Genomic DNA, 19,654 nt, shown 5'->3' on the forward strand with positions numbered 1-19,654 from the left:
CTCAGCGGTCCTCGAGGTCGCCTTCGACCTCCAGGTAGGCCTGCTGCAGCGCCGCCAGCGTCTCCGGTGAGGGCTCGGCCCACAGCCCCCGGTCGGCCGCTTCCTGCAGTCGCTCGACGATGCCCTGCAGCGCCCATGGGTTGGATTTGTCCAGGAATTCACGGTTCGTCGGATCCAGCACGTACTCGCTTGCGAGCTTCTCGTACATCCAGTCGTGCACCACCCCGGCGGTGGCGTCGAAACCGAACAGGTAGTCGACCGTGGCGGCAAGCTCGAAGGCGCCCTTGTACCCGTGCTTTCGCATGGCGGAGATCCAGCGGGGGTTCACCACCCGGGACCGGAAAACCCGAGCGGTCTCCTCGGCCAGGGTCCGGGTGCGCACCGCATCCGGTGTCGTGGAATCCCCCACGTAGGCCTTGGGATCGGAACCGGTGAGCGCACGAATGGTGGCCACCATGCCGCCGTGGTACTGGAAGTAGTCATCGCTGTCGGCAATGTCGTGTTCGCGGGTGTCGATGTTCTTGGCTGCCACCTTGATGCGCGAATAGTTGGTGCGCATGTCATCGGCGGCGGCCACCCCGTCGAGACCACGACCGTAGGCGAACCCGCCCCACGCGGTGTACACCTCGGCCAGGTCTTTGTCGTCACGCCAGGTGCCGGCCTCGATCACCTGCAGGATACCGGCGCCATACGAACCCGGTTTTGATCCGAAAATTCTTGTGGTAGACCTGCGTTCGTCGCCGTGATCAGCCATATCGGCGCGCGCGTGGGCCGCGACGAAGTTCTGCTCGTCCGGCTCGTCGAGTGCGGCGACCATGCGTACGGCGTCGTCGAGCATCGCCACCACATGCGGAAAGGCGTCGCGGAAGAACCCGGAGATCCGGACCGTCACATCGATGCGCGGTCGGCCGAGTTCCTGCAGGGACATGATCTCCAGCCGGCTGACCCGTCGCGAGGCCTCGTCCCATTCCGGTCGAACACCCAGCAGCGCAAGCACTTCGGCCACGTCGTCACCGGAGGTACGCATGGCGCTGGTGCCCCACACCGACAGACCCACCGACTCCGGATAGGCACCGGTGTCGTCGAGGTAACGAGCCACCAGCGATTCGGCCATCGCCTGGCCGGTCTGCCAGGCCAGGCGTGACGGCACCGCGCGGGGATCGACGGTGTAGAAGTTGCGGCCCGTCGGCAACACGTTCACCAAACCGCGCAGCGGCGATCCAGAAGGTCCGGGGCGCACGAATCCACCTGAGAGAGCGTGCAGTACGGCGTCGAGCTCACCGACGGTGCCCGCCAACCGGGGCACCACCTCGGTAGCGGCGAACCGCAGCACCGACTGCACCTCGGGGTCGTCGTGCAGAGTGGTCGCGACGGCGGCATCCCAGCCGGCGGCGTCCATGGCTTCGACGAGTCCGCGGGCGCGGGTCTCGATCTCGTCGACAGCGGCTGTCTCGGCGTCCTCTTTCAGACCGAGCGCGGCGCGCAGCCCCGGCACGGCGTGGTCGCGGCCACCCCACACCTGGGCGGCCCGCAGAATCGCCAGCACCAGGTTGACCCGCGCCGGCCCGACGGGAGCGCCGCCGAGCACGTGCAGGCCGTCGCGGATCTGGGCGTCCTTGATCTCACACAGCCATCCGTCGACGTGCAGCAGGAAGTCGTCGAACTCTTCGTCTTCCGGACGGTCATCGAGGCCGAGGTCGCGGTGCATCTCGGCAGCGCGCATGAGATTCCAGATCTCACCTCGGATGGCCGGTAGTTTGGCCGGGTCCATCGAGGCGATGTTGCCGTACTCGTCGAGAAGCTGTTCCAGTCGCGCGATGTCGCCGTAGGTCTCGGCGCGAGCCATCGGCGGAATCAGGTGATCGACGATGGTGGCGTGTGCGCGACGCTTGGCCTGCGCGCCCTCACCGGGGTCGTTGACCAGGAACGGGTAGATCAGCGGCAGGCTGCCGATGGTGGCGTCGGTGGCGCAGTCAGCCGAGAGCGCGGCGTTCTTGCCGGGTAGCCATTCCAGGGACCCGTGCTTACCCAGGTGTACCACCGCGTGCGCACCGAAACCCTGCTCCAGCCAACGGTATGCAGCCAGGTAGTGATGACTCGGCGCCATATCGGGATCGTGGTAGATGGCCACCGGGTTCTCGCCGAAACCGCGGGGCGGCTGGATCATCAGCACGATGTTGCCTGCCCGCAACGCGGCCAGCACGATGTCACCGGCATCGTTGACGAACAGTTTGCCGGGCGCCGGGCCCCACGCCTGCTCCATCTCCCCGCGCAGACCCGCGGGCAGGTCCGCGGTCCACGCGGCGTACTGCTGGGCACTGACCGTCACATGCGCGTCGGTGAGTTGGGCTGTGGTGAGCCATTCCTCGTCCTGCCCACCCGCGGCGATCAAGGTGTGGATCAGCTTGTCACCGGCCTCGGTCTCGTCGTCGATTCCGAGCACGCCGAAACCGTCACCCACGTCGTACCCCGCCGCAGCCAGTCGGTGCAGCAGGCGCACGGTCGAGGCCGGGGTGTCCAGACCCACGGCGTTTCCGACCCGGGAATGCTTGGTGGGATACGCCGAGAGGACCAGAGCAAGCTTCTTGTCGCCGTTGGGAACCCGGCGCAGCCGGGCATGGTTGACGGCGATACCGGCCACCCGCGCGCAGCGTTCGGCGTCGGCGACGTAGTGCGGCAGGCCGTCCTCGTCGATCTCCTTGAACGAGAACGGCGCCGTGATCACCCTGCCGTCGAACTCCGGGATGGCGATCTGGTTCGCCGAGTCCAGTGGGGTCACGCCGTCGTCGTTGGCCTCCCAGTCCTGCTGAGACGAGGTGAGACACAGGCCCTGCAGCACCGGGATGTCCAGGGCGGCCAGCCGCTCGATGTCCCAGGACCCGTCGTCGCCGCCGGCGCTGACGCCGGCGGGCCTGGATCCGCCAGCGGCGAGCACGGTGACGATCAGCGCGTCCAACGTGGAGAACGCCTCGTAGAGTTCCTCGGGCGCGCTGCGCAGCGACGACGCGAAGAGTGGGACGCCCACGGCCTCGCCGGTGGCGTCGATGGCGTCGGCCAGTGCGTGCGCGAACCCGGCGTTGCCGCTGATCTCGTGGGCCCGGTAGTAGAGGATGCCCACTCTCGATTTGCCGTCGGCCTGCGCAGGGCGGTCGGCGTAGCCCCAGTCCGGGATCACGGCGGGCGGTTCGAAGCCGTCGCCGCCGAGCAGCACGGTGTCGCAGAGGAATGCGTGAAGTTGCCCGAGATTGGCCGGGCCGCCTTCGGCGAGATAGACGTGGGCCTGGGCCGCCAGCCCAATGGGCACCGTCGAGTTCTCCATCAGCTCGGGGCTGGGCTGGCGCTCCCCGCCGAGGATCACCATCGGCAGGCCGCTGGCCCGCAGGGTCTCCAGTTCGGCGCGGATCTCGTCGGAGGACCCCAGCACCCGCATCACCACCACGTCGGCGCCGTCGAGCACCGGCTCCAACGGCTGGCGCGCCGGGTTGCCGAGGCTGTACGCCGCTCCGCTGGCGCGGGCCGAGAGCAGATCGGTGTCCGAGGTGGACAACAAAGCAATACGGGTCACGTCATCAGGCATGATCGATCTCCCCGGGGGTTGGCGCCCCTCAACTGTGGATCCTCGTGGCCAGTGTCTGGCTGGGACCCCGTAAACGGAATCTCACAGTGGCGCAACCGCCCCGGATTCGCACCGGGTTCCTGTTCCACGAGGTGTGCGGGAATCAGCTTAGTGTAGGTGTCCCCCGGAGAGGACGCCAGGACATCGCCACCACGCACCCGACACCCGGCGGCCACCGCCCGGCATCGCTTCCCGATCTCCAAACCCCTCACACTCTCCGAACCGAGGTCGTCAACTCCGGGAGCCGGCGGAATCTGAATGATGGAGTCTTTCAACGGGAAAGACGTGTGCACGGGCGCAGGTTCATGGCAGGCCCCTGGTGGCAACTGTCGTGTTCACGCTACTGGTGCGCTTGGGCCGCATCAGCGTCGAGGAGGAACAACCCGGCAATCGTCCGGTCGTCCCGGAAGGTGATGCGAGCGACATAATCACCGGCCTCGAAAGCCAATGGCGTGTTGGTGACCGTGAAGTCCCCGGCCCGCATGACATCGGTCTTGCCCCGACTCTCGTACGCCCCGGCCAACCCCACGATGTGCACCCAGGCCTCGGCCAGCCCCTCCTCGGAGAGGCGTTCGCGCATCGTGGCATCGAAGCGAGCGCTGACATCGGCCCAGCGGACTCCAGCGAGATCGTCGATGACCGCGGCGGCCAGTTCGTCGGCTCCGGCAAGAGCAGTGGTGTTCATGGTTTCTCCCGTTCTCGGATCGATCGGCTTGCCGTAGCGCTGGAAAGCGGCTTGGCGCGAGACACCCAGCACTCCGCCGATCTCCTGCCATGTCCGGCCCTCGTCTCGTGCCTGGAGCACAGCTGCGGCCAGCAACGCCTCCGCCATGCCCTGGACATCGTGCGCCGCGCGCACCAACTCGAGCGGATCGTTGTCGTCACGCAATACGGGCGCAGCCAGGATCTGACCGAGCTGGCGGTGGAGCTGCTGGCCCGTCGCGGTAAAGGAAGCGGACATACGTCAAGATTAGATTGACTTCCGGCCATTCGTCAATATTTTCTTGACAGAACTCGCCGCCGGAGCCCCAACCGGAAACCCTTCGGCATCAGCGTCAGCCGCTCAGCCACTGTGAGCGTGTAGCCGGGGTCGGCCACCAGGTCGTAGCGCCGGATCAGCGTGCCGAGTACCAGCACGGCCTCGTGCAACGCGAACTGCCGTCCTATGCACGCCCGCTCACCGGTGCCGAACGGCTTGTACAGTTGGGCGGGCCGGGACCGAAGATGTACCGGCGCAAAGCGATCCGGGTCGAACTCGTCCACCGTGGCCAAACCCGGTCCACTCCAACGCGGATCGCGGTGCAACGTCGTCGTCAACGCCAGGGCCCACTCCCCCTTGCGCATCCTGTACCGGCCCGCCAGCACGGTGTCCTCACGCGCCGCCCGATAGTACGCAGGCACCGTGGGTTGCAACCGCAGCGATTCGTCGAGCACTCGGCGGACGTATCTCAGTTTGGCGATCTGCTCGAAGTCGGGCTCATCGGCCTCACCCCACACCCGATCCACTTCGTGGCGGGCCCGCGCAAACACCTCAGGATGCGTCGAAAGAAAGTAGATCGCGAAAGACAGTGCACCCGAAGTGGTTTCATGCCCAGCAACCAGGAAGTTGATCAGCTGGTAGCGGATGTTGGCCTCGTCGAGCGGGGCATCGGGGGCCAGCATGATCTCCAGTAGGTCGTCATGGTGACCCAGCCCTTCGCTTCTGCGCCCGGCGATGATCTCGTCGGCCACCCGGTGCATCTGGGCGGCGTGGCGCCTGACTTTGCGTTCATAGCGGTCACCGACGAACTTCGGCAGGAAGGTCGCCCGGAACACCCCGAGGCGGTCCGAACCCACCAGCGCCTCGACCATGTTCTCCACGAAGGGGTGGGGACGGTCCGACTGAAACGCGCCGAACGAGTAGCCCGCCGCACACCGGCCGATGGTCTCCAGCGTGACGCGGGTGGTGTCGGCGGAGACGTCGACGCAGGCTCCGTTCTCGCAGGCGGTGTCCCAGGCATCGGTCAGTTCGGTCGCGGCGGCCAGCATCGTCGGGTGGTAGCGCCGCATCGCCGCCTGAGAGAAGGCAGGCATCAGCAGCTGATGGGCCTTGCGCCAGTTGGGTTCGTCGTTGTCAGCGGTGAACAACCCGTCCCCACCGACCACCCGCAGCGCCACCATGTCCGGCCCGAGGTGCTTGCAGAACCGGCTCTCGTCATTGAGTTCGGTGACCACTTCCGCGCCGGCGGCCACCACGTATCGTGCCCCCAGGAAGGCGAATTCGAACAGCGGACCCAATTGGGCGGCCAGATCGGCCACCGACTGGGCGGGCTCGCTGCCCCGGAAGCTGAAGATGTCCCCCAGCAGCGGGACCCGGCGCGGAGGGTGTGGAATCCGGCGGTCCCGCAGCGCACTGCCACTGCTGACTCCGCCGACGATCACCGCCACGCTCGCACCTCCGCCGCTGTCGTTATTGTACGTATGTCAGATAGTATCCCAGCATGTCTGAACGGTCCGGCGCCCGCCCGTCGCGCAGAAGACTGTCTCCCGACGACCGGCGAACCGAACTGTTGGCCTTGGGCGCCAAGGTGTTCGGCGAGCGGCCCTACGACGACGTCCGCATCGACGAGATCGCTGAGCTGGCCGGCGTCTCCCGCGCTCTGATGTACCACTACTTCCCGGACAAGCGCGCGTTCTTCGCCGAGGTGGTCCGCGCCGAGGCCGAGCGGTTGTTCGAAGCCACCAGCACAGCGGCCGTTCCCGGGCAGACCCTGTTCGAGCGGGTGTGTATCGGGGTGCTGGCCTACGTCGAGTACCACGAGCAGTACCCGCACGGGTCGTGGGCCGCCTACATCGGGCCGGGCCGCACCGATCCGATGCTGGTGGGCATCGACGACGCCGACAACAACCGCCAGATGCAGCGCATAGTGGACGAGATGCGTGCCATCGTCCCATTCGAGCTCGACTCGAAGGTGGAGCGGGACCTGCGGGTCACGGTCTACGGGTGGCTGGCGTTCACCTTGGAGATGTGCAGGCAGCGGATCATCGACCCTTCGCTGGACGCCCGGCAGATCGCGCAGGCCAGCGCGCACGCGCTGCTCGACGCGGTGGCTCGGGTTCCGGGCATTCCGGCCCAGCTCAGCGAGGCCATCGACAACCGCTGAGTTACCTTGTCGGTGCCCAGGGGCACCATGGTGGCATGGCCCGCAAGACCGATCCTCTCTCCCGCTTCAGCTCGCTGACGCGGCAGTGGTTCGCGGGCACCTTCGTCGAACCCACGCCGGCGCAGGCACAGGCCTGGAAGGCCATCGCCGATGGCGACAACACCCTTGTCATCGCCCCCACCGGCTCCGGCAAGACACTCGCGGCATTCCTGTGGGCCATCGACCAGCTCACCGGCCCTGTGGACCTGGACCGCAAGCCCGGCACCCGCGTCCTCTACGTCTCACCACTGAAAGCGCTGGCTGTCGACGTCGAACGCAACCTACGCACCCCGCTCACCGGCATCAGCCGCGTCGCCGAACGTGAGGGCGCGGTGCCGCCGCAGATCAGCGTCGGCGTGCGCTCCGGCGACACCACGCCGGCCAAGCGCCGCGAACTGATCACCAAGCCACCCGATATCCTGATCACCACCCCGGAGTCACTGTTTCTGATGTTGACCTCGGCGGCGCGGGAGACGCTGGCCGGAGTGCAGACGGTGATCGTTGACGAGGTGCACGCCGTCGCCAACACCAAACGCGGCGCACACCTGTCGCTGTCGTTGGAGCGGCTCGACGCCCTGCTCGACACACCCGCCCAGCGCATCGGGCTGTCGGCCACCGTGCGGCCGGCCGAGGAGGTGGCCCGGTTTCTCTCCGGGCCCGCCCCGTGCACCATCGTGTCACCGCCGGCAGCCAAGACGTTCGAGCTGACGGTGCAGGTACCGGTGCCGGACATGGCCAACTTGGAGAACAACAGCATCTGGCCGGACGTCGAAGAACGCATCGTCGACCTCATCGAGACCCACCGGTCGTCCATCGTGTTCGCCAACAGCCGCCGCCTCGCCGAGCGGCTCACGGCCCGGCTCAACGAGATCCACGCCGAACGAACGGGCGTGCAGCTCTCCCAGGACCGCAATCCCGGCGTACCCGGCGGCCCGCCCGCCCACATCATGGGCAGCGGTCAGAGCTACGGGGCCGAGCCGGTGCTGGCCCGCGCACACCACGGTTCGGTCAGCAAAGAGGCGCGCGCCGACGTCGAGGACGCACTCAAGAGCGGACGCCTCAAGGCGGTGGTGGCGACGTCGAGCCTCGAACTCGGGATCGACATGGGCTCGGTGGACCTGGTGATCCAGGTGGAGACGCCGCCGTCGGTGGCCAGCGGCCTGCAGCGCATCGGCCGCGCCGGGCACCAGGTCGGTGAGATCTCGCACGGCGTGCTGTTCCCCAAACACCGCACCGATCTGATCGGTTGTGCGGTGTCGGTACAACGCATGCTCGCCGGACAGATCGAGACCATGCACGTACCCGCCAACCCCCTCGACGTGCTGGCCCAGCACACCGTGGCCGCGTGTGCGCTGGAGCCGCTGAACGCCGACGCGTGGTTCGACACGGTGCGCCGCAGCGCCCCGTTCGCGACGCTGCCGCGCAGCGCCTTCGAGGCCACTTTGGACCTGCTGTCCGGCAAGTATCCCTCCACCGATTTCGCCGAGCTACGTCCTCGCGTCGTCTACGACCGTGACACCGGCACCGTCACCGCCCGCCCCGGCGCCCAGCGGTTGGCCGTCACGTCCGGCGGCGCCATTCCCGACCGCGGCCTGTTCACGGTGTACCTGGCATCCAGTGTGGATTCCGAAAAGCCGTCGCGGGTAGGCGAACTCGACGAGGAGATGGTCTACGAGTCCCGACCCGGGGATGTCATCTCCCTGGGCGCCACCAGTTGGCGTATCACCGAGATCACCCATGACCGGGTGCTGGTCATCCCGGCCCCCGGCGAGCCGGCACGGTTGCCGTTCTGGCGCGGCGACGCAGTGGGCCGCCCCGCTGAGCTGGGGGCCGCCGTGGGCGCCTTCACCGGCGAGTTGGCGCGCATGGACCGCGCCGGGTTCGAAGAGCGGTGCGCCACCATCGGATTCGACGAGTATGCCGTCGACAACCTGTGGCGGCTGCTGGACGACCAGAAGCAAGCCACCGGCACCGTGCCCACCGACACCACGCTGGTGGTCGAACGGTTCCGCGATGAGCTCGGCGACTGGCGGGTGGTGCTGCACTCCCCCTACGGCCTGCGGGTGCACGGCCCCCTGGCGCTGGCCATCGGCAAGCGGCTCTACGAGCGGTTCGGCATCGACGAAAAGCCCACCGCCTCCGATGACGGCATCATCCTGCGACTACCCGATACCGACGAAACTGCCCCCGGTGCTGATCTTTTCGTCTTCGACGCCGACGAGATCGAACCCCTGGTCACCGCCGAGGTCGGTGGTTCGGCACTGTTTGCGTCCCGGTTCCGCGAGTGTGCTGCGCGGGCGCTGTTGTTGCCCCGGCGCCATCCAGGCAAACGATCGCCGTTGTGGCATCAGCGCCAACGGGCCGCCCAGCTGCTCGACGTGGCACGCAAGTATCCCGACTTCCCCATCGTGCTCGAAGCTGTCCGGGAGTGCCTGCAGGATGTCTACGACGTCCCGATGCTCACAGATCTGATGGCCCGGATCTCGCAGCGCCGCGTCAAGGTCGTGGAGGTGGAGACGGCCATGCCGTCGCCGTTCGCGGCGTCGCTGCTGTTCGGCTACGTCGGTGCGTTCATGTACGAAGGTGACAGCCCGCTGGCCGAACGGCGCGCGGCTGCTCTCTCGCTGGATTCCACCCTGCTTGCTGAACTGCTCGGCCGGGTCGAGCTGCGTGAGCTGCTGGACGCCGAGGTCATCACCTCCACAGGTCGCCAGCTGCAACACCTCACCGCGGAGCGGGCGGCGCGAGACGCCGAGGGTCTGGCGGATCTGCTGCGGCTCCTCGGTCCGCTCACCGAATCCGAAGCTGCGCAGCGCAGTACCGTCGACGACGTCAGCGGCTGGCTGGACGGACTGTACGAGTCCAAGCGGGTGCTGCCGGTGGCCTTCGCCGACCAGTCGTGGTGGGTGTCCATCGAGGACATCGGCCGCTTGCGCGACGGGGTGGGCGTCGCGGTGCCGGTGGGTGTACCCGCCACCTTCACCGAGTCGGTGAAGGATCCGCTGGGCGAGCTGTTGAGTCGTTATGCCCGCACCCATGGCCCGTTCACCACCGCCGATGCCGCTGCCCGGTTCGGGTTGGGACTGCGGGTGGCGGCCGACGTGCTGGGCCGTCTCGCCGTGGACGGCAAGCTGGTGCGTGGCGAATTCATCGACACCACAAGCACTGTCGGCGGTGACCAGTGGTGTGACGCCGAGGTGCTGCGGATCCTGCGGCGCCGGTCACTGGCGGCGCTGCGGGCCCAGGTCGAACCGGTCAGCACCGCGGCCTACGCCCGGTTCCTGCCGGAGTGGCAGCAGCTGGGTGCAGCCTCGGGCATCGACGGGCTGGCGTCGGTGATCGAACAGCTCTCCGGAGTGCCCATGCCGGCTTCGGCCATCGAACCGTTGATCTTCGGGCAGCGGGTTCGCGGGTACACACCGGCGCTGCTCGACGAGCTGTTGGCGTCCGGTGAGGTGCTGTGGTCCGGTGCCGGTGCCCTGGCCGGCGGTGACGGCTGGGTGGCCTTCCACACCGCCGATACCGCACCCCTGACACTGGCCGCGCCGACCGACATCGACCTCACCGATGTCCACACCGGACTGCTGGACCTCCTCGGCCGCCCCGGGGACGCGCACGGCGCGTTCTTCTTCCGGCAGCTCACCACGGCGGGCGTGTCAGATGACGCGCTCAAAGAGGCTCTGTGGCAACTCATCTGGGCCGGGTGGGTCACCGGCGACACCTTCGCTCCGGTCCGGGCACTGCTGTCGGGAGGCCGCAGACCAGGGGCCCGCAGAGCGGCCACCGCGACACACCGCACCCGGCGCGCGCCGCGGCTGTCGCGCTACAGCGTGGCCCACCCGCAGGCCCGTGCGGTGGACCCGTGTGTGGCCGGACGATGGTCCGCACTGCCGGCCCCCGAACTCGATTCGACACTGCGCGCCCATTTCTCGGCCGAGTTGCTGCTGGGCCGGTACGGCGTGCTGACCAAAGGCCCTGTGGCCAGCGAGAACCTACCCGGCGGATTCGCCACGCTGTACAAGGTGCTCTCGGCCTTCGAGGACAGCGGCCGCTGCCAGCGAGGCTACTTCGTGGAGTCGCTGGGTGGTGCGCAGTTCTCGACGGCCGCCACCGTGGACCGACTGCGCACACATGCCGATTCGGTCGACGGCGACCGCGGCGAGCGCACCGCGGTGGCCCTGGCCGCTACTGACCCGGCCAATCCGTTCGGCGCCGCTCTGCCATGGCCGGTGCGCGACACCGAGGCCGACACCGCACACCGGCCGGGACGCAAAGCCGGGGCGCTGGTGGTGCTGGTGGACGGCGAGCTCGCCTGGTTCCTGGAGCGGGGTGGCCGCTCACTGCTCAGTTTCACCGCCCACCCCGAAGCCCTGAATGCCGCGGCCGCGGTGCTCGCCGACCTGGTGACCCAACGCCGAGTGGACGGGCTGCTGGTGGAACGCATCAACGGCGCCGCGGTGCTGGACCCCGGCGCCGACCATGCGGCGGTGTCGGCTGCGCTTGCCGCAGCGGGTTTCAGCAGGACACCACGAGGTCTGCGGTTGCGGTGATCAGGCCGGGGTCAGCTGCGCCTCGTGCAGATCATGGCGATGCCGGGCGACAGCACGGGCCCGGCGCCGACTCACCAGCGCCGAGGAACCCAGGCTCAGCAGGATCCCGGCAACCGACCACACCACCAGCACCGACACCGGCCCGGCAAGGCCGTCCCCGCCGAAGTAGACGATCCTGCGCACCGCGTCCGTGCCCGCACCGTTGGGCAACCAACTGTGCAGTGCACGCCAGAACGGCGGCAACAGTGCAGGCTGGTAAGCGCCGCCCGCCGACGGATTACCCAGGATCACGAACACCAAGACCGTCAGCGCGATGCCCAAAGTGCCGAACAACATCTGGAACGCCATCGTCACGGTCGCCGCGGCGAGCGCCACCAGAGTTCCGATTCCCGCCAGCGCCCACAGATGCCCCGTCAACGCACCGAGTACCGGACCCGCCACCACGGCGCCGCCGATGCCTGAGGCAAGACTGTAGGGAATCGTCGCGGCCAGCCGCCAGATGGCCCGCGGGAATGTCGCCGGGCGAGCGCCTTTGGCGACCCCCAGCATCGATGCGAAGAGGTAGCCGCCCACGGCCCATCCGACGACGAGGTAGAAACCGCTGAGCCCTCGCCCGTCACCGGATTCCAGCGGCACCACGTCGTCGACGGTGACAGTTCGGTTCTCGGACTGGGCAACCCGGTCGAAGATCTGCTCCACGGCACCGGACACCGACGTGCCACCGGCCGAGGCGATCAGCAGCCGGTCGTTGGATCCAGTGGGGTCTACGAGGAACACCGCCGATGTTTCCGCGGAACCGAGCGCACGGCGCGCACTTTCCTCATCGGCGGCCACGCTGGCGTCAAGTGGTTGTCCTGCAATGGCATTGAGTCGATCGACCACGGATTGTGATGCCTGCGCAGGCGCCACCACCGCGACCGGGATGTGCTGCGGCGTCGGAGCGTGGAAGGCACCGATGTAGGACAGGATGAACGCGAACTGCAGGAGCAGCACACCGAGACCGAGTACCAGCGTGCGCGGTGACACCGCATCACGTAGGCCTTCGAGCAGCGATTCGCTTCGTTCGTGCTTGCTCATGCCCATTCCCCTCCATAACGGATACACCACGTATCGGATACAGACTGTACTATACGGATCCATGCCCAAGTCGCCGACAAAACGCCGGCCGATCACCATCGCAGCGGTACTGGACGCCGGCCTGACCCTGTTTCTCGACCGCGGGTTCCACCAGGCGTCGATCCACGACATCACCGCTTCCGCCGGCCTGACACGAGGAGCGTTCTACTCGAACTTCCCCACCAAGGAAGCGCTGTTCCTGGCCGTATACGACCGCAAGACCGATGAGACTCTCGGCGAATTACGCCGCCTGCTCGACACCACCCCGGCCGATGTCGACGCAGTTCCGTTGCTGCTCGACTACGCCGCCAACAGCGGCGCCGGCGGAGACAGGTGGTTTCTGGCCTTGGCCGAATTCACCGTGCACGCCGCCCGCGAGGCCGATGTTCGAGCCGAGTTCGCCACACACCGAGCACGATTCACCTCCAAGCTCGCGGCCTTGATCACCGACGCGGCCGCCATCACCGGCCGCCGGATCAACACCGACGTCGGCGAACTGGCAGACGCCATTCTCGCGCTCTACGAGGGCGCAGCACTCTTGCGTGTTTCCAGACCCACCAGCGACGCCCTATTCGCCCGGATGGCGGCCGTCATCCTCGAAACGCTGACGCCGGTGCGCACCGACAGCTGAGCCAGGCAGCATCAGGGCCTTCGTCCGGCCGCAGTACCCCTGACATCCTGGCCACCCTCGCCAAAGGCCTTGGACAACAGTTCTTTCAGCGCGAACACCGAAAGACGCGCCTGGTGACCCGCTGCACCACTTGGGCTACCGCACCACGCCAAGTTGTCATCAAACTCGACGTTGACTGGGAAATCCCTGTGAGTTTCTAAATTTCCTGTGGGTCAATATCTTTGGTGCGCTGTCCGCTTCATGGAAACTGCCTGTGAGCATGTTGGGAATGCGGCTCCTGGCAACTCAGCGCTGCGTTATGGCAGGTAGCGTCCTTTTCGCAGTGACGACCATCTGCTCACTGTACGGAGAAAGGGAAACGCTCGATGGCTATCAACTCAAGCGGCATCAAGACGCTGGGTGTGCTCGGTTTCGGCTCGCTGGCCGTCTCAGCAGCGTTCATGAGTCTCGGCAGCGCCACCGCCAGCGCGGCAGTGGAGGAAATGGCACCGACACCTCAGGTGACCAGCCGGCAGGCGCTGATCATCGATGACAACTCGCTGCGCTCCACAGCCATCGGTGAGGCCCGCGGCCTCGGCGAGAGCCGCTCGGCGGACATGGGCGAGGTCAATGCCCAGGGTGAACTCCACGATTCGATCATGGCGGTTCCCGGCACCACCGCGTCGCCGTTCAACCTCGAGTCCAACGGCTCGTTCGTGTTCGACCCGCCCATGGGCGCTTGGTGACCCGCTAACCACATCCACCGATACTCCCGGGCGACGTAGCGCCCGGGAGTATTTTGGGCGTCATGCCTGAGGGCGATACCGTGTTCCGCACTGCAGAGAAGCTGCGTGCCGCACTCCTGGGCAAGACCTTGACCCGCTGTGACGTCCGTGTGCCACGGTTTGCCGCCGTCGATCTCAGTGGGCAGGTGGTCGACGAGGTGCTCGCCCGGGGCAAGCACCTGTTCATCAGGGTGGGCGATGCCAGCATCCACTCCCATCTCAAGATGGACGGCAGCTGGCAAGTGGGCCGCTTCCGCGGACCCGGGCACAAGGTGCGGATCGTTCTGGCCACCGGCGACAGCGTCGCTTACGGCATCGACCTCGGCATCCTCGAGGTACTGGAGCGCGCCCACGACATGTCTGCCGTGGCCCACCTCGGTCCCGACTTGCTGGGCGACGACTGGTCAGCCGAGACGGCCGTCGCCAATCTGATGTCCGATCCGCAGCGCCCACTGTCGTCGGCACTGCTGGATCAACGCAACCTCGCCGGCATCGGCAATGTCTACGCCAACGAGCTGTGCTTCCTGTTCGGGTTACGCCCCTGCACCGCTGTCAACGAGGTCGCCGACCCTCTCCGTCTGGTCACCCGAGCGCAAAAGATGCTGTGGGCCAACCGTTCGCGCGTCAACCGCACCACCACCGGCAACACCCGACGTGACCAGGATCTGTGGGTCTACGGACGAGGTGGCGAACCCTGCCGCCGGTGCGGCACGCCCGTGTCCAGGGATGCCGACGGCGACCGGGTCTCGTACTGGTGTCCCAGCTGCCAACGCTAGTTCAGGCGCCGGCGTCACGGAGTGCGCAGGAACGTCGCCAAGCTGTCGTCCATCTCGTCCCACCACGGAGTGTGGTGCAACGGCGCACGAGTCCCGGTACACGGCGAGCTGAACGACTTGTCCCGGTAGCCGGTGATGCTCTCGTCCTTGTCGTGCTCCCAGGTGACGAAGTGCTCACGCACCAGGTCCAAGTCGAATGACGTGTAGTCGGTGAACGTCATCAGGTCGCGCACATAGTCGGTCTGGTAGTCGATCATCTCGATCGGAGTGGTCAATGTCGGCAGCCGTTCCAGCCACTGGGCGGTGTCGCTCGTCATCACCTCGACCGGCGGTATGGCCACCTTGCCCAAGACCACGTCACGGGCGAAGAAGGCCTGCGGGTCGAACATGTTGAATGTGTAGAACTGATCCTGCATTCCGAGGTACAACAACTTCGGATTGGCCGTCCAGACCACACCTTTGTACAACCCGGCCGGATACAGGTTGTTGGGTGTGCGCAGCCTCAACGACGGGTCCAGGAACGGGAAGTGGTGCTGATAGCCGGTGCACAGCACGATGGCATCCACCTCACGCGTGGTGCCGTCGGCGAAGTGCGCGGTACGCCCGTCGACGTGCACCAAGGCGGGCACCTCGTCGATCCCGTCCGGCCAACCGAAGCCCATCGGATTGTGCCGGTAGGCGATGGTGACCGAGGCGGCGCCGTACTTACGGGATTGCAGCGCAATGTCTTCGGCGGAGTAGCTGCTACCCAGCACCAGCAGGTTCTTGCCGGCGAATTCACACGCGTCGCGGAAATCATGGGAGTGCAGAATGCGGCCGGGAAAGGTCTGAAAGCCGGGATAATCCGGCACGTGCGGGGTGGAGAAGTGACCGGAGGCCACGATCACGAAGTCGAACTGCTCGGAGTGCAAGGTCCGGTCCTCGAGGGCCTCCACGGTCACGGTGAACAGACCGTCGTCGAAGGTGACGTGGCGCACCGCGGTGTCGAACTGGATGTACTGACGCACATTGCTTTTCTTGGCGCGCCCGGTGATGTAGTCGAACAGCACCTCACGCGGCGGGAACGACGGGATGGGTGCGCCGAAGTGCTCGTCGAAGGTGTAGTCGGCGAACTCCAGACACTCCTTGGGGCCGTTGGACCACAGGTAGCGGTACATGCTGCCGTGGGCGGGGTCGCCGTACTCGTCGAGTCCGGTGCGCCAGGAGTAGTTCCACAGACCGCCCCAGTCGCTCTGCTTCTCGAAGCACACCACTTCGCCCACATCAACACCCCCGGCACGCGCCAGTTCGAATGCATGCAGTTGCGCCAGGCCGCAGGGGCCGGCTCCGATGATCGCCGTACGGGTCATAACGAGGTCTCCTAAGAGCGTGGTCGCATCTTGTCGGGGTCATAGAACGGGAACCGGACGACGGTGGCCGGGAGGCGTTTTTGGTGGCCGTCGAGCTTGCCGATCTCGACTTCTGTGCCGAGCTGTGCATGCTGGACAGCAATGCGGCACAAGGCGATAGAGGCGCTGAGGATGGGTGATCGAACTCCACTGGTGACCACTCCCACCTGGCTGCGGCCCAGGTGCACGCAGTCGCCGTGCCCGGCAGTCTCGTTGCCCTCGAGGCGCAGACCCACCAGCACCCGCTGCGGGTGCGCCTTGCGTTCGGCCAACGCGTCGCGGCCCAGGAAATCGTCGCTCTTGGATTTCAGCGGCACCGTGAATCCCACCCCCGCCTCATAGGGGTCGGTCTGGTCGTCGAACTCAGCGCCCTTGGCCACCAGACCCGCTTCCACTCGCAGCATCTCGAGCGCATCGAGCCCCAGCGGGGCCAGCCCATGCGGCTCACCGGCGGTCCACATCGCGTCCCAGGCAGCCGGGGCGTCCTTCGGATGCGCCCACACCTCGTAGCCGAGCTCGCCGGTGTAGCCGGTGCGGGAGACCAGCACCGGGGCCCCATCCGGCCCGCCTAGGCGCCCGATCAGGAAGCGGAACCACCCGAGCTCACGCAGCGTCGGCTGGGTCGGTGGAGTCCAGATCACCTCCGCCAGCAGATCGCGGCTGGCGGGACCCTGCACCGCGATGTTGTGCAGGTGGTCGCTGGAATCCTTGATCCACACCCGATCCAGACCGCGGGCGGCGGCCTGTTCACGCAGCCACTCCCCGTCATACGGATCACCGCCGACAAACCGGAAGTTGTCGTCACCCAGCCGAAAGACGGTGCAGTCGTCCACCATGCCGCCGGTGTCGTTGCACATCGCCGAGTACACCACCTGGCCCCGGGAGAGCCTGCGAATGTCACGGGTCAGCGTCCATTGCAACAGCGCCTCGGCATCCGGGCCCAGTACTTCGTACTTGCGCAGTGCCGAGAGATCCATCACCGCAGCACGTTCACGGCAGGCCCAGTACTCCTGCTGTGCGCCCTCGGCACTGAAGACACTGGGCAGCCAGTAGCCGGCGTACTCGGTGAAGTGACGGGTCAGCCCCTCGGTGCGCGGCGCGAACGCCGTCTTCTTGGTCAGCACGGTCTCAGAGTCCGGGGTGACGCGGTGGCCCAGCGCCACGGAGAACCTCCTGGTCGAATCATAAACGCGCACATGCACATCGGTGGGTACCCAGCCGTTGGCCGGATCGATGTCATCCGGGCACGCCGACGACGCACACACCAGGTCCGAGGTGGCGCGCAGCAGTACGTAGTCACCGGCCCGCGACCAGGGCTCGTCCGTCACCAAGTGATGCTGGGCATCAAAAGCAGTGTTGTAGAACAGATTCAGCGCGGGCCAGCCGGTACGGCGCCCCACCCCGTAGGCCGACAGCGCATTGTTGAAGTTGTCGGTGCAGTTGATGTGCCCCGGATAGCCCATGTCCTCGTAGTACTTGGCGTTGCAGGCCAATCCGAAGGTGTCGTGCCGGCCCACGGTATCTCGTACCACCTCCACCAGCGCCCTGCCCCTTGGGTCGAAGAACTTCCCGTACAGACCCGGCTTCGGATAGGCGCTGCCCACCATCGTGCGGGTGGTGGTGGCGTCCAATCCGTACTCGAGGCCGTCCTGCAGGGCGCGGGCATCGAAGGCCAGGAAGTCCGAGCACTGTCGGCCTTCGACGTCGATGATCTGGATGAACTGTCCTGCTTTGACCTGGTAGTCACACGCGGTGGACGCGTCGATGCGCAGATCCAGCAGCGGCTCGGCCAGTGGCGCGGGCAGTTCCACCCGTTCCACCCGGGTGGGGTCACCACGGCGCACCTGCACCCACAGCTCTGACGGCGGATTGGGTTCGGGGCTGTCGAGGCGCATCGGGGTGGCAGGGGCCGCCAGCAGCAGCACCGCGTCGTCGTCGACCCCGAAATCGACCTGCGCCCCCGCATGGGTGTGCCCGCCGAACATCCGGGTGGCGCGCGCCTGCTCCGGTGCCACCCCGAAGGACGCCAACATCGTCAGAATGCGTTGCGCCGCATAACCCAGCTCGTCGTCCCCGGCGGACAGCCCCCGGACCACAGTGGCTGGCGCGTCGGCGCCGGCGTCGGGCAGTGCCCGGGGGTTGGCCGACAGTACCGTCAGTTCGGCGGGTTGACGGCCGAATCTGTCGATGACGTGCAGGTGATCACCGGGGTACACCCGGAGCGCGGTGACCGAACCGGGTTGCACCCGGTAGGTCTCGAGAGCAGGTGCCGTCAGAGTCACGTCGTCACGGCGCGAACGAGCGGTATCCGACGTAGAACGCCAGCGCACGATCCGGCGTCGAGAACAAGATCCGCGAACCCTTGGGGAAGAAGATGGCGTCCTTGGCCTTGGCGATCTGCACCTGACCGGTGTCGACGTTCTCGAGGCGGAACTCGCCCTCCAGAACGACCTTCATCTCGTCGTAGTCGTAGAAGTAATCCAGCGCGGCGTCGGTGTGGCGCAGCTCAAAGTAGCCCGAACACATCGGAACGCCTTCGGGATTGACATAGACGTCGTCGATGAAACCCTCGGTGCCCGGATACTTTTCGAGCGGCATCTGCGGCAGTTCACGCCAGAAATCCGATGTCACCTGGAATGTCGGGCCTGCTGCTGCGGTGGTCTCGGTCACGTCGCCTCCTCATCCTCTGTGGTGAAACAGAGAGTAATAGGAGGAAACGCCTCAGCCGGTTACCGCAAGATTAACGCAGGTAACCATGTGCTACCGACGCCCCAGGACACCCGTCAGATACACCCGCTGACGCTGATGCGCCTGCCCACGTTGGCACAGACGTCCACGTTCGGCGTCGGATCTACGTACACCGGCGGAGGTGGCGGAGGTGGCGGAGGCGGAGGTGGAGGTGGAGGCGGCGGCGCGCCCGGCGGCGGCGGTGGCGGAGGAGGCGGCGGCGGTGGCAGATAGTTCAGTTCGGACAACGGATCCGAACAACCGCTCACATCCACGAACCGGCCACCGATGGAGCCGCAGACCGCCTCGGCCGAGGGAGCTGTCACCACGCCCGCACCGAACGTCGAGACGGCAACCAACAACGCGGCACACCCTGATCCGAGCTTGCTCAGCATGCCCATATCGTCGGCCATGACACGTGCCCGTGCACACCTTTGCCCGAAACTCTCAGACCGTGCAGTCGACGCCGGCAGCGTCGCGGGCGATGACGCACGCAGACGGATTGCTGAGCTTCCAGGCGCCGTCGGAGTTCACCCAGTAGATGTCGTGGGTCTTGGTGCCGAAGATCGGGACGGTCACGGCCAGCTGCGCATTCACCTGATCACCACTGAGGGAGGCGTTCTGGACCCGCCACGACATCATCGAGCTGTACTGGTCCATGACCCCGGCGATGTTGTTGGCGGTGGGCACCGCAGCCAGGCCACCCTGCAGCTCGGCAGCACGCTCGGAGTCCGGCAGGCTCCGGTCGAGGACCTTCTGCAACTGTGCCTGCAACTGGTCGGCGGACGGCGCGAGTGGCGCAGGTTCGGCGGTGGCGACACCGGCACCGATCAACGCGCCAGCCAGCAGAACCGTCATCGCACTCAGTGCCGTACGCATCTCCACATCCTTCTCTCAGCAATTA

14 protein-coding genes and 1 riboswitch are annotated in these 19,654 nt (G+C 66.8%); of the genes, 5 read left to right on the forward strand and 9 right to left on the reverse strand.

From position 1 onward, the window contains the following. Window position 1: 1 nt before the first annotated feature. The 3 genes from cobN to BVC93_RS02770 form a co-directional block, all read right to left on the reverse strand. A complete protein-coding gene (gene cobN / locus BVC93_RS02760; protein WP_083735844.1) occupies window positions 2-3,577 on the reverse strand; it encodes a cobaltochelatase subunit CobN in 3,576 nt (1,191 codons plus the stop codon). A 29-nt stretch (window positions 3,578-3,606) separates the two neighbouring features. Then, a riboswitch (cobalamin riboswitch) is annotated at window positions 3,607-3,730 on the reverse strand. Between the two features lie 226 nt (window positions 3,731-3,956). Continuing rightward, window positions 3,957-4,577: a DUF3887 domain-containing protein gene (locus BVC93_RS02765; protein WP_083735845.1), complete on the reverse strand. Its 621-nt coding sequence runs from the start codon at window positions 4,575-4,577 to the stop codon at window positions 3,957-3,959. Between the two features lie 32 nt (window positions 4,578-4,609). Next, a complete protein-coding gene (locus BVC93_RS02770) occupies window positions 4,610-6,043 on the reverse strand; it encodes a cytochrome P450 (protein WP_236950218.1) in 1,434 nt (477 codons plus the stop codon). Between the two features lie 53 nt (window positions 6,044-6,096). Between BVC93_RS02770 and BVC93_RS02775 the strand changes: the two genes are divergently transcribed. After that, window positions 6,097-6,759, forward strand: a complete 663-nt coding sequence (locus BVC93_RS02775) for a TetR/AcrR family transcriptional regulator (RefSeq protein ID WP_083735846.1) — start codon at window positions 6,097-6,099, stop codon at window positions 6,757-6,759. A gap of 35 nt (window positions 6,760-6,794) precedes the next feature. After that, window positions 6,795-11,348, forward strand: a complete 4,554-nt coding sequence (locus BVC93_RS02780; protein ID WP_083735847.1) for an ATP-dependent helicase — start codon at window positions 6,795-6,797, stop codon at window positions 11,346-11,348. Here the strand turns inward: BVC93_RS02780 and BVC93_RS02785 are convergent, their stop codons facing one another. After that, complete coding sequence (locus BVC93_RS02785; RefSeq protein ID WP_192860170.1) at window positions 11,349-12,425, reverse strand: ABC transporter permease; 1,077 nt, start codon at window positions 12,423-12,425, stop codon at window positions 11,349-11,351. Window positions 12,426-12,486: 61 nt separating this feature from the next. Here BVC93_RS02785 and BVC93_RS02790 point away from each other — a divergent pair, with 61 nt between their 5' ends. The 3 genes from BVC93_RS02790 to nei2 all read left to right on the forward strand — a co-directional run bounded on the left by BVC93_RS02790 (window position 12,487) and on the right by nei2 (window position 14,635). Next, window positions 12,487-13,095 carry a TetR/AcrR family transcriptional regulator gene (locus BVC93_RS02790; protein WP_157516749.1) on the forward strand — a complete coding sequence of 203 codons (609 nt, stop codon included), beginning with the start codon at window positions 12,487-12,489 and terminating at the stop codon, window positions 13,093-13,095. A gap of 365 nt (window positions 13,096-13,460) precedes the next feature. After that, on the forward strand, window positions 13,461-13,820 hold the full coding sequence (locus BVC93_RS02795) for a hypothetical protein (protein WP_083735850.1): 360 nt from the start codon (window positions 13,461-13,463) through the stop codon (window positions 13,818-13,820). Window positions 13,821-13,882: 62 nt separating this feature from the next. After that, on the forward strand, window positions 13,883-14,635 hold the full coding sequence (nei2, locus tag BVC93_RS02800; RefSeq protein WP_083735851.1) for an endonuclease VIII Nei2: 753 nt from the start codon (window positions 13,883-13,885) through the stop codon (window positions 14,633-14,635). A 14-nt stretch (window positions 14,636-14,649) separates the two neighbouring features. Here nei2 and BVC93_RS02805 read toward each other — a convergent pair whose 3' ends face one another. The 5 genes from BVC93_RS02805 to BVC93_RS02825 form a co-directional block, all read right to left on the reverse strand. After that, window positions 14,650-15,984, reverse strand: a complete 1,335-nt coding sequence (locus BVC93_RS02805) for a flavin-containing monooxygenase (RefSeq protein ID WP_083735852.1) — start codon at window positions 15,982-15,984, stop codon at window positions 14,650-14,652. A gap of 11 nt (window positions 15,985-15,995) precedes the next feature. After that, the gene (locus BVC93_RS02810) at window positions 15,996-18,305 is read right to left on the reverse strand and encodes a DUF1989 domain-containing protein (RefSeq protein ID WP_236950219.1); all 2,310 of its coding nucleotides are present in this window, start codon (window positions 18,303-18,305) and stop codon (window positions 15,996-15,998) included. 4 nt (window positions 18,306-18,309) lie between these two features. Further along, window positions 18,310-18,693, reverse strand: coding sequence for a cupin domain-containing protein (locus BVC93_RS02815; protein WP_236950220.1), 384 nt, complete (start codon window positions 18,691-18,693; stop codon window positions 18,310-18,312). A gap of 113 nt (window positions 18,694-18,806) precedes the next feature. Continuing rightward, complete coding sequence (locus tag BVC93_RS02820) at window positions 18,807-19,163, reverse strand: RNA-binding protein (RefSeq protein WP_236950221.1); 357 nt, start codon at window positions 19,161-19,163, stop codon at window positions 18,807-18,809. Between the two features lie 34 nt (window positions 19,164-19,197). Beyond that, window positions 19,198-19,629: a hypothetical protein gene (locus tag BVC93_RS02825; protein ID WP_083740748.1), complete on the reverse strand. Its 432-nt coding sequence runs from the start codon at window positions 19,627-19,629 to the stop codon at window positions 19,198-19,200. Window positions 19,630-19,654 lie beyond the last annotated feature (25 nt).

The sequence above is a fragment of the Mycobacterium sp. MS1601 genome, assembly GCF_001984215.1.
GTDB lineage: Bacteria > Actinomycetota > Actinomycetes > Mycobacteriales > Mycobacteriaceae > Mycobacterium.

Coding starts and splice junctions, on each gene's coding strand:
- cobN (WP_083735844.1), bottom strand. CDS start 3,577: ATGCCTGATGACGTGACCCGTATTGCTTTGTTGTCCACCTCGGACACC.
- BVC93_RS02765 (WP_083735845.1), bottom strand. CDS start 4,577: ATGTCCGCTTCCTTTACCGCGACGGGCCAGCAGCTCCACCGCCAGCTC.
- BVC93_RS02775 (WP_083735846.1), top strand. CDS start 6,097: ATGTCTGAACGGTCCGGCGCCCGCCCGTCGCGCAGAAGACTGTCTCCC.
- BVC93_RS02780 (WP_083735847.1), top strand. CDS start 6,795: ATGGCCCGCAAGACCGATCCTCTCTCCCGCTTCAGCTCGCTGACGCGG.
- BVC93_RS02785 (WP_192860170.1), bottom strand. CDS start 12,425: ATGAGCAAGCACGAACGAAGCGAATCGCTGCTCGAAGGCCTACGTGAT.
- BVC93_RS02790 (WP_157516749.1), top strand. CDS start 12,487: ATGCCCAAGTCGCCGACAAAACGCCGGCCGATCACCATCGCAGCGGTA.
- BVC93_RS02795 (WP_083735850.1), top strand. CDS start 13,461: ATGGCTATCAACTCAAGCGGCATCAAGACGCTGGGTGTGCTCGGTTTC.
- nei2 (WP_083735851.1), top strand. CDS start 13,883: ATGCCTGAGGGCGATACCGTGTTCCGCACTGCAGAGAAGCTGCGTGCC.
- BVC93_RS02805 (WP_083735852.1), bottom strand. CDS start 15,984: ATGACCCGTACGGCGATCATCGGAGCCGGCCCCTGCGGCCTGGCGCAA.
- BVC93_RS02820 (WP_236950221.1), bottom strand. CDS start 19,163: ATGGCCGACGATATGGGCATGCTGAGCAAGCTCGGATCAGGGTGTGCC.
- BVC93_RS02825 (WP_083740748.1), bottom strand. CDS start 19,629: ATGCGTACGGCACTGAGTGCGATGACGGTTCTGCTGGCTGGCGCGTTG.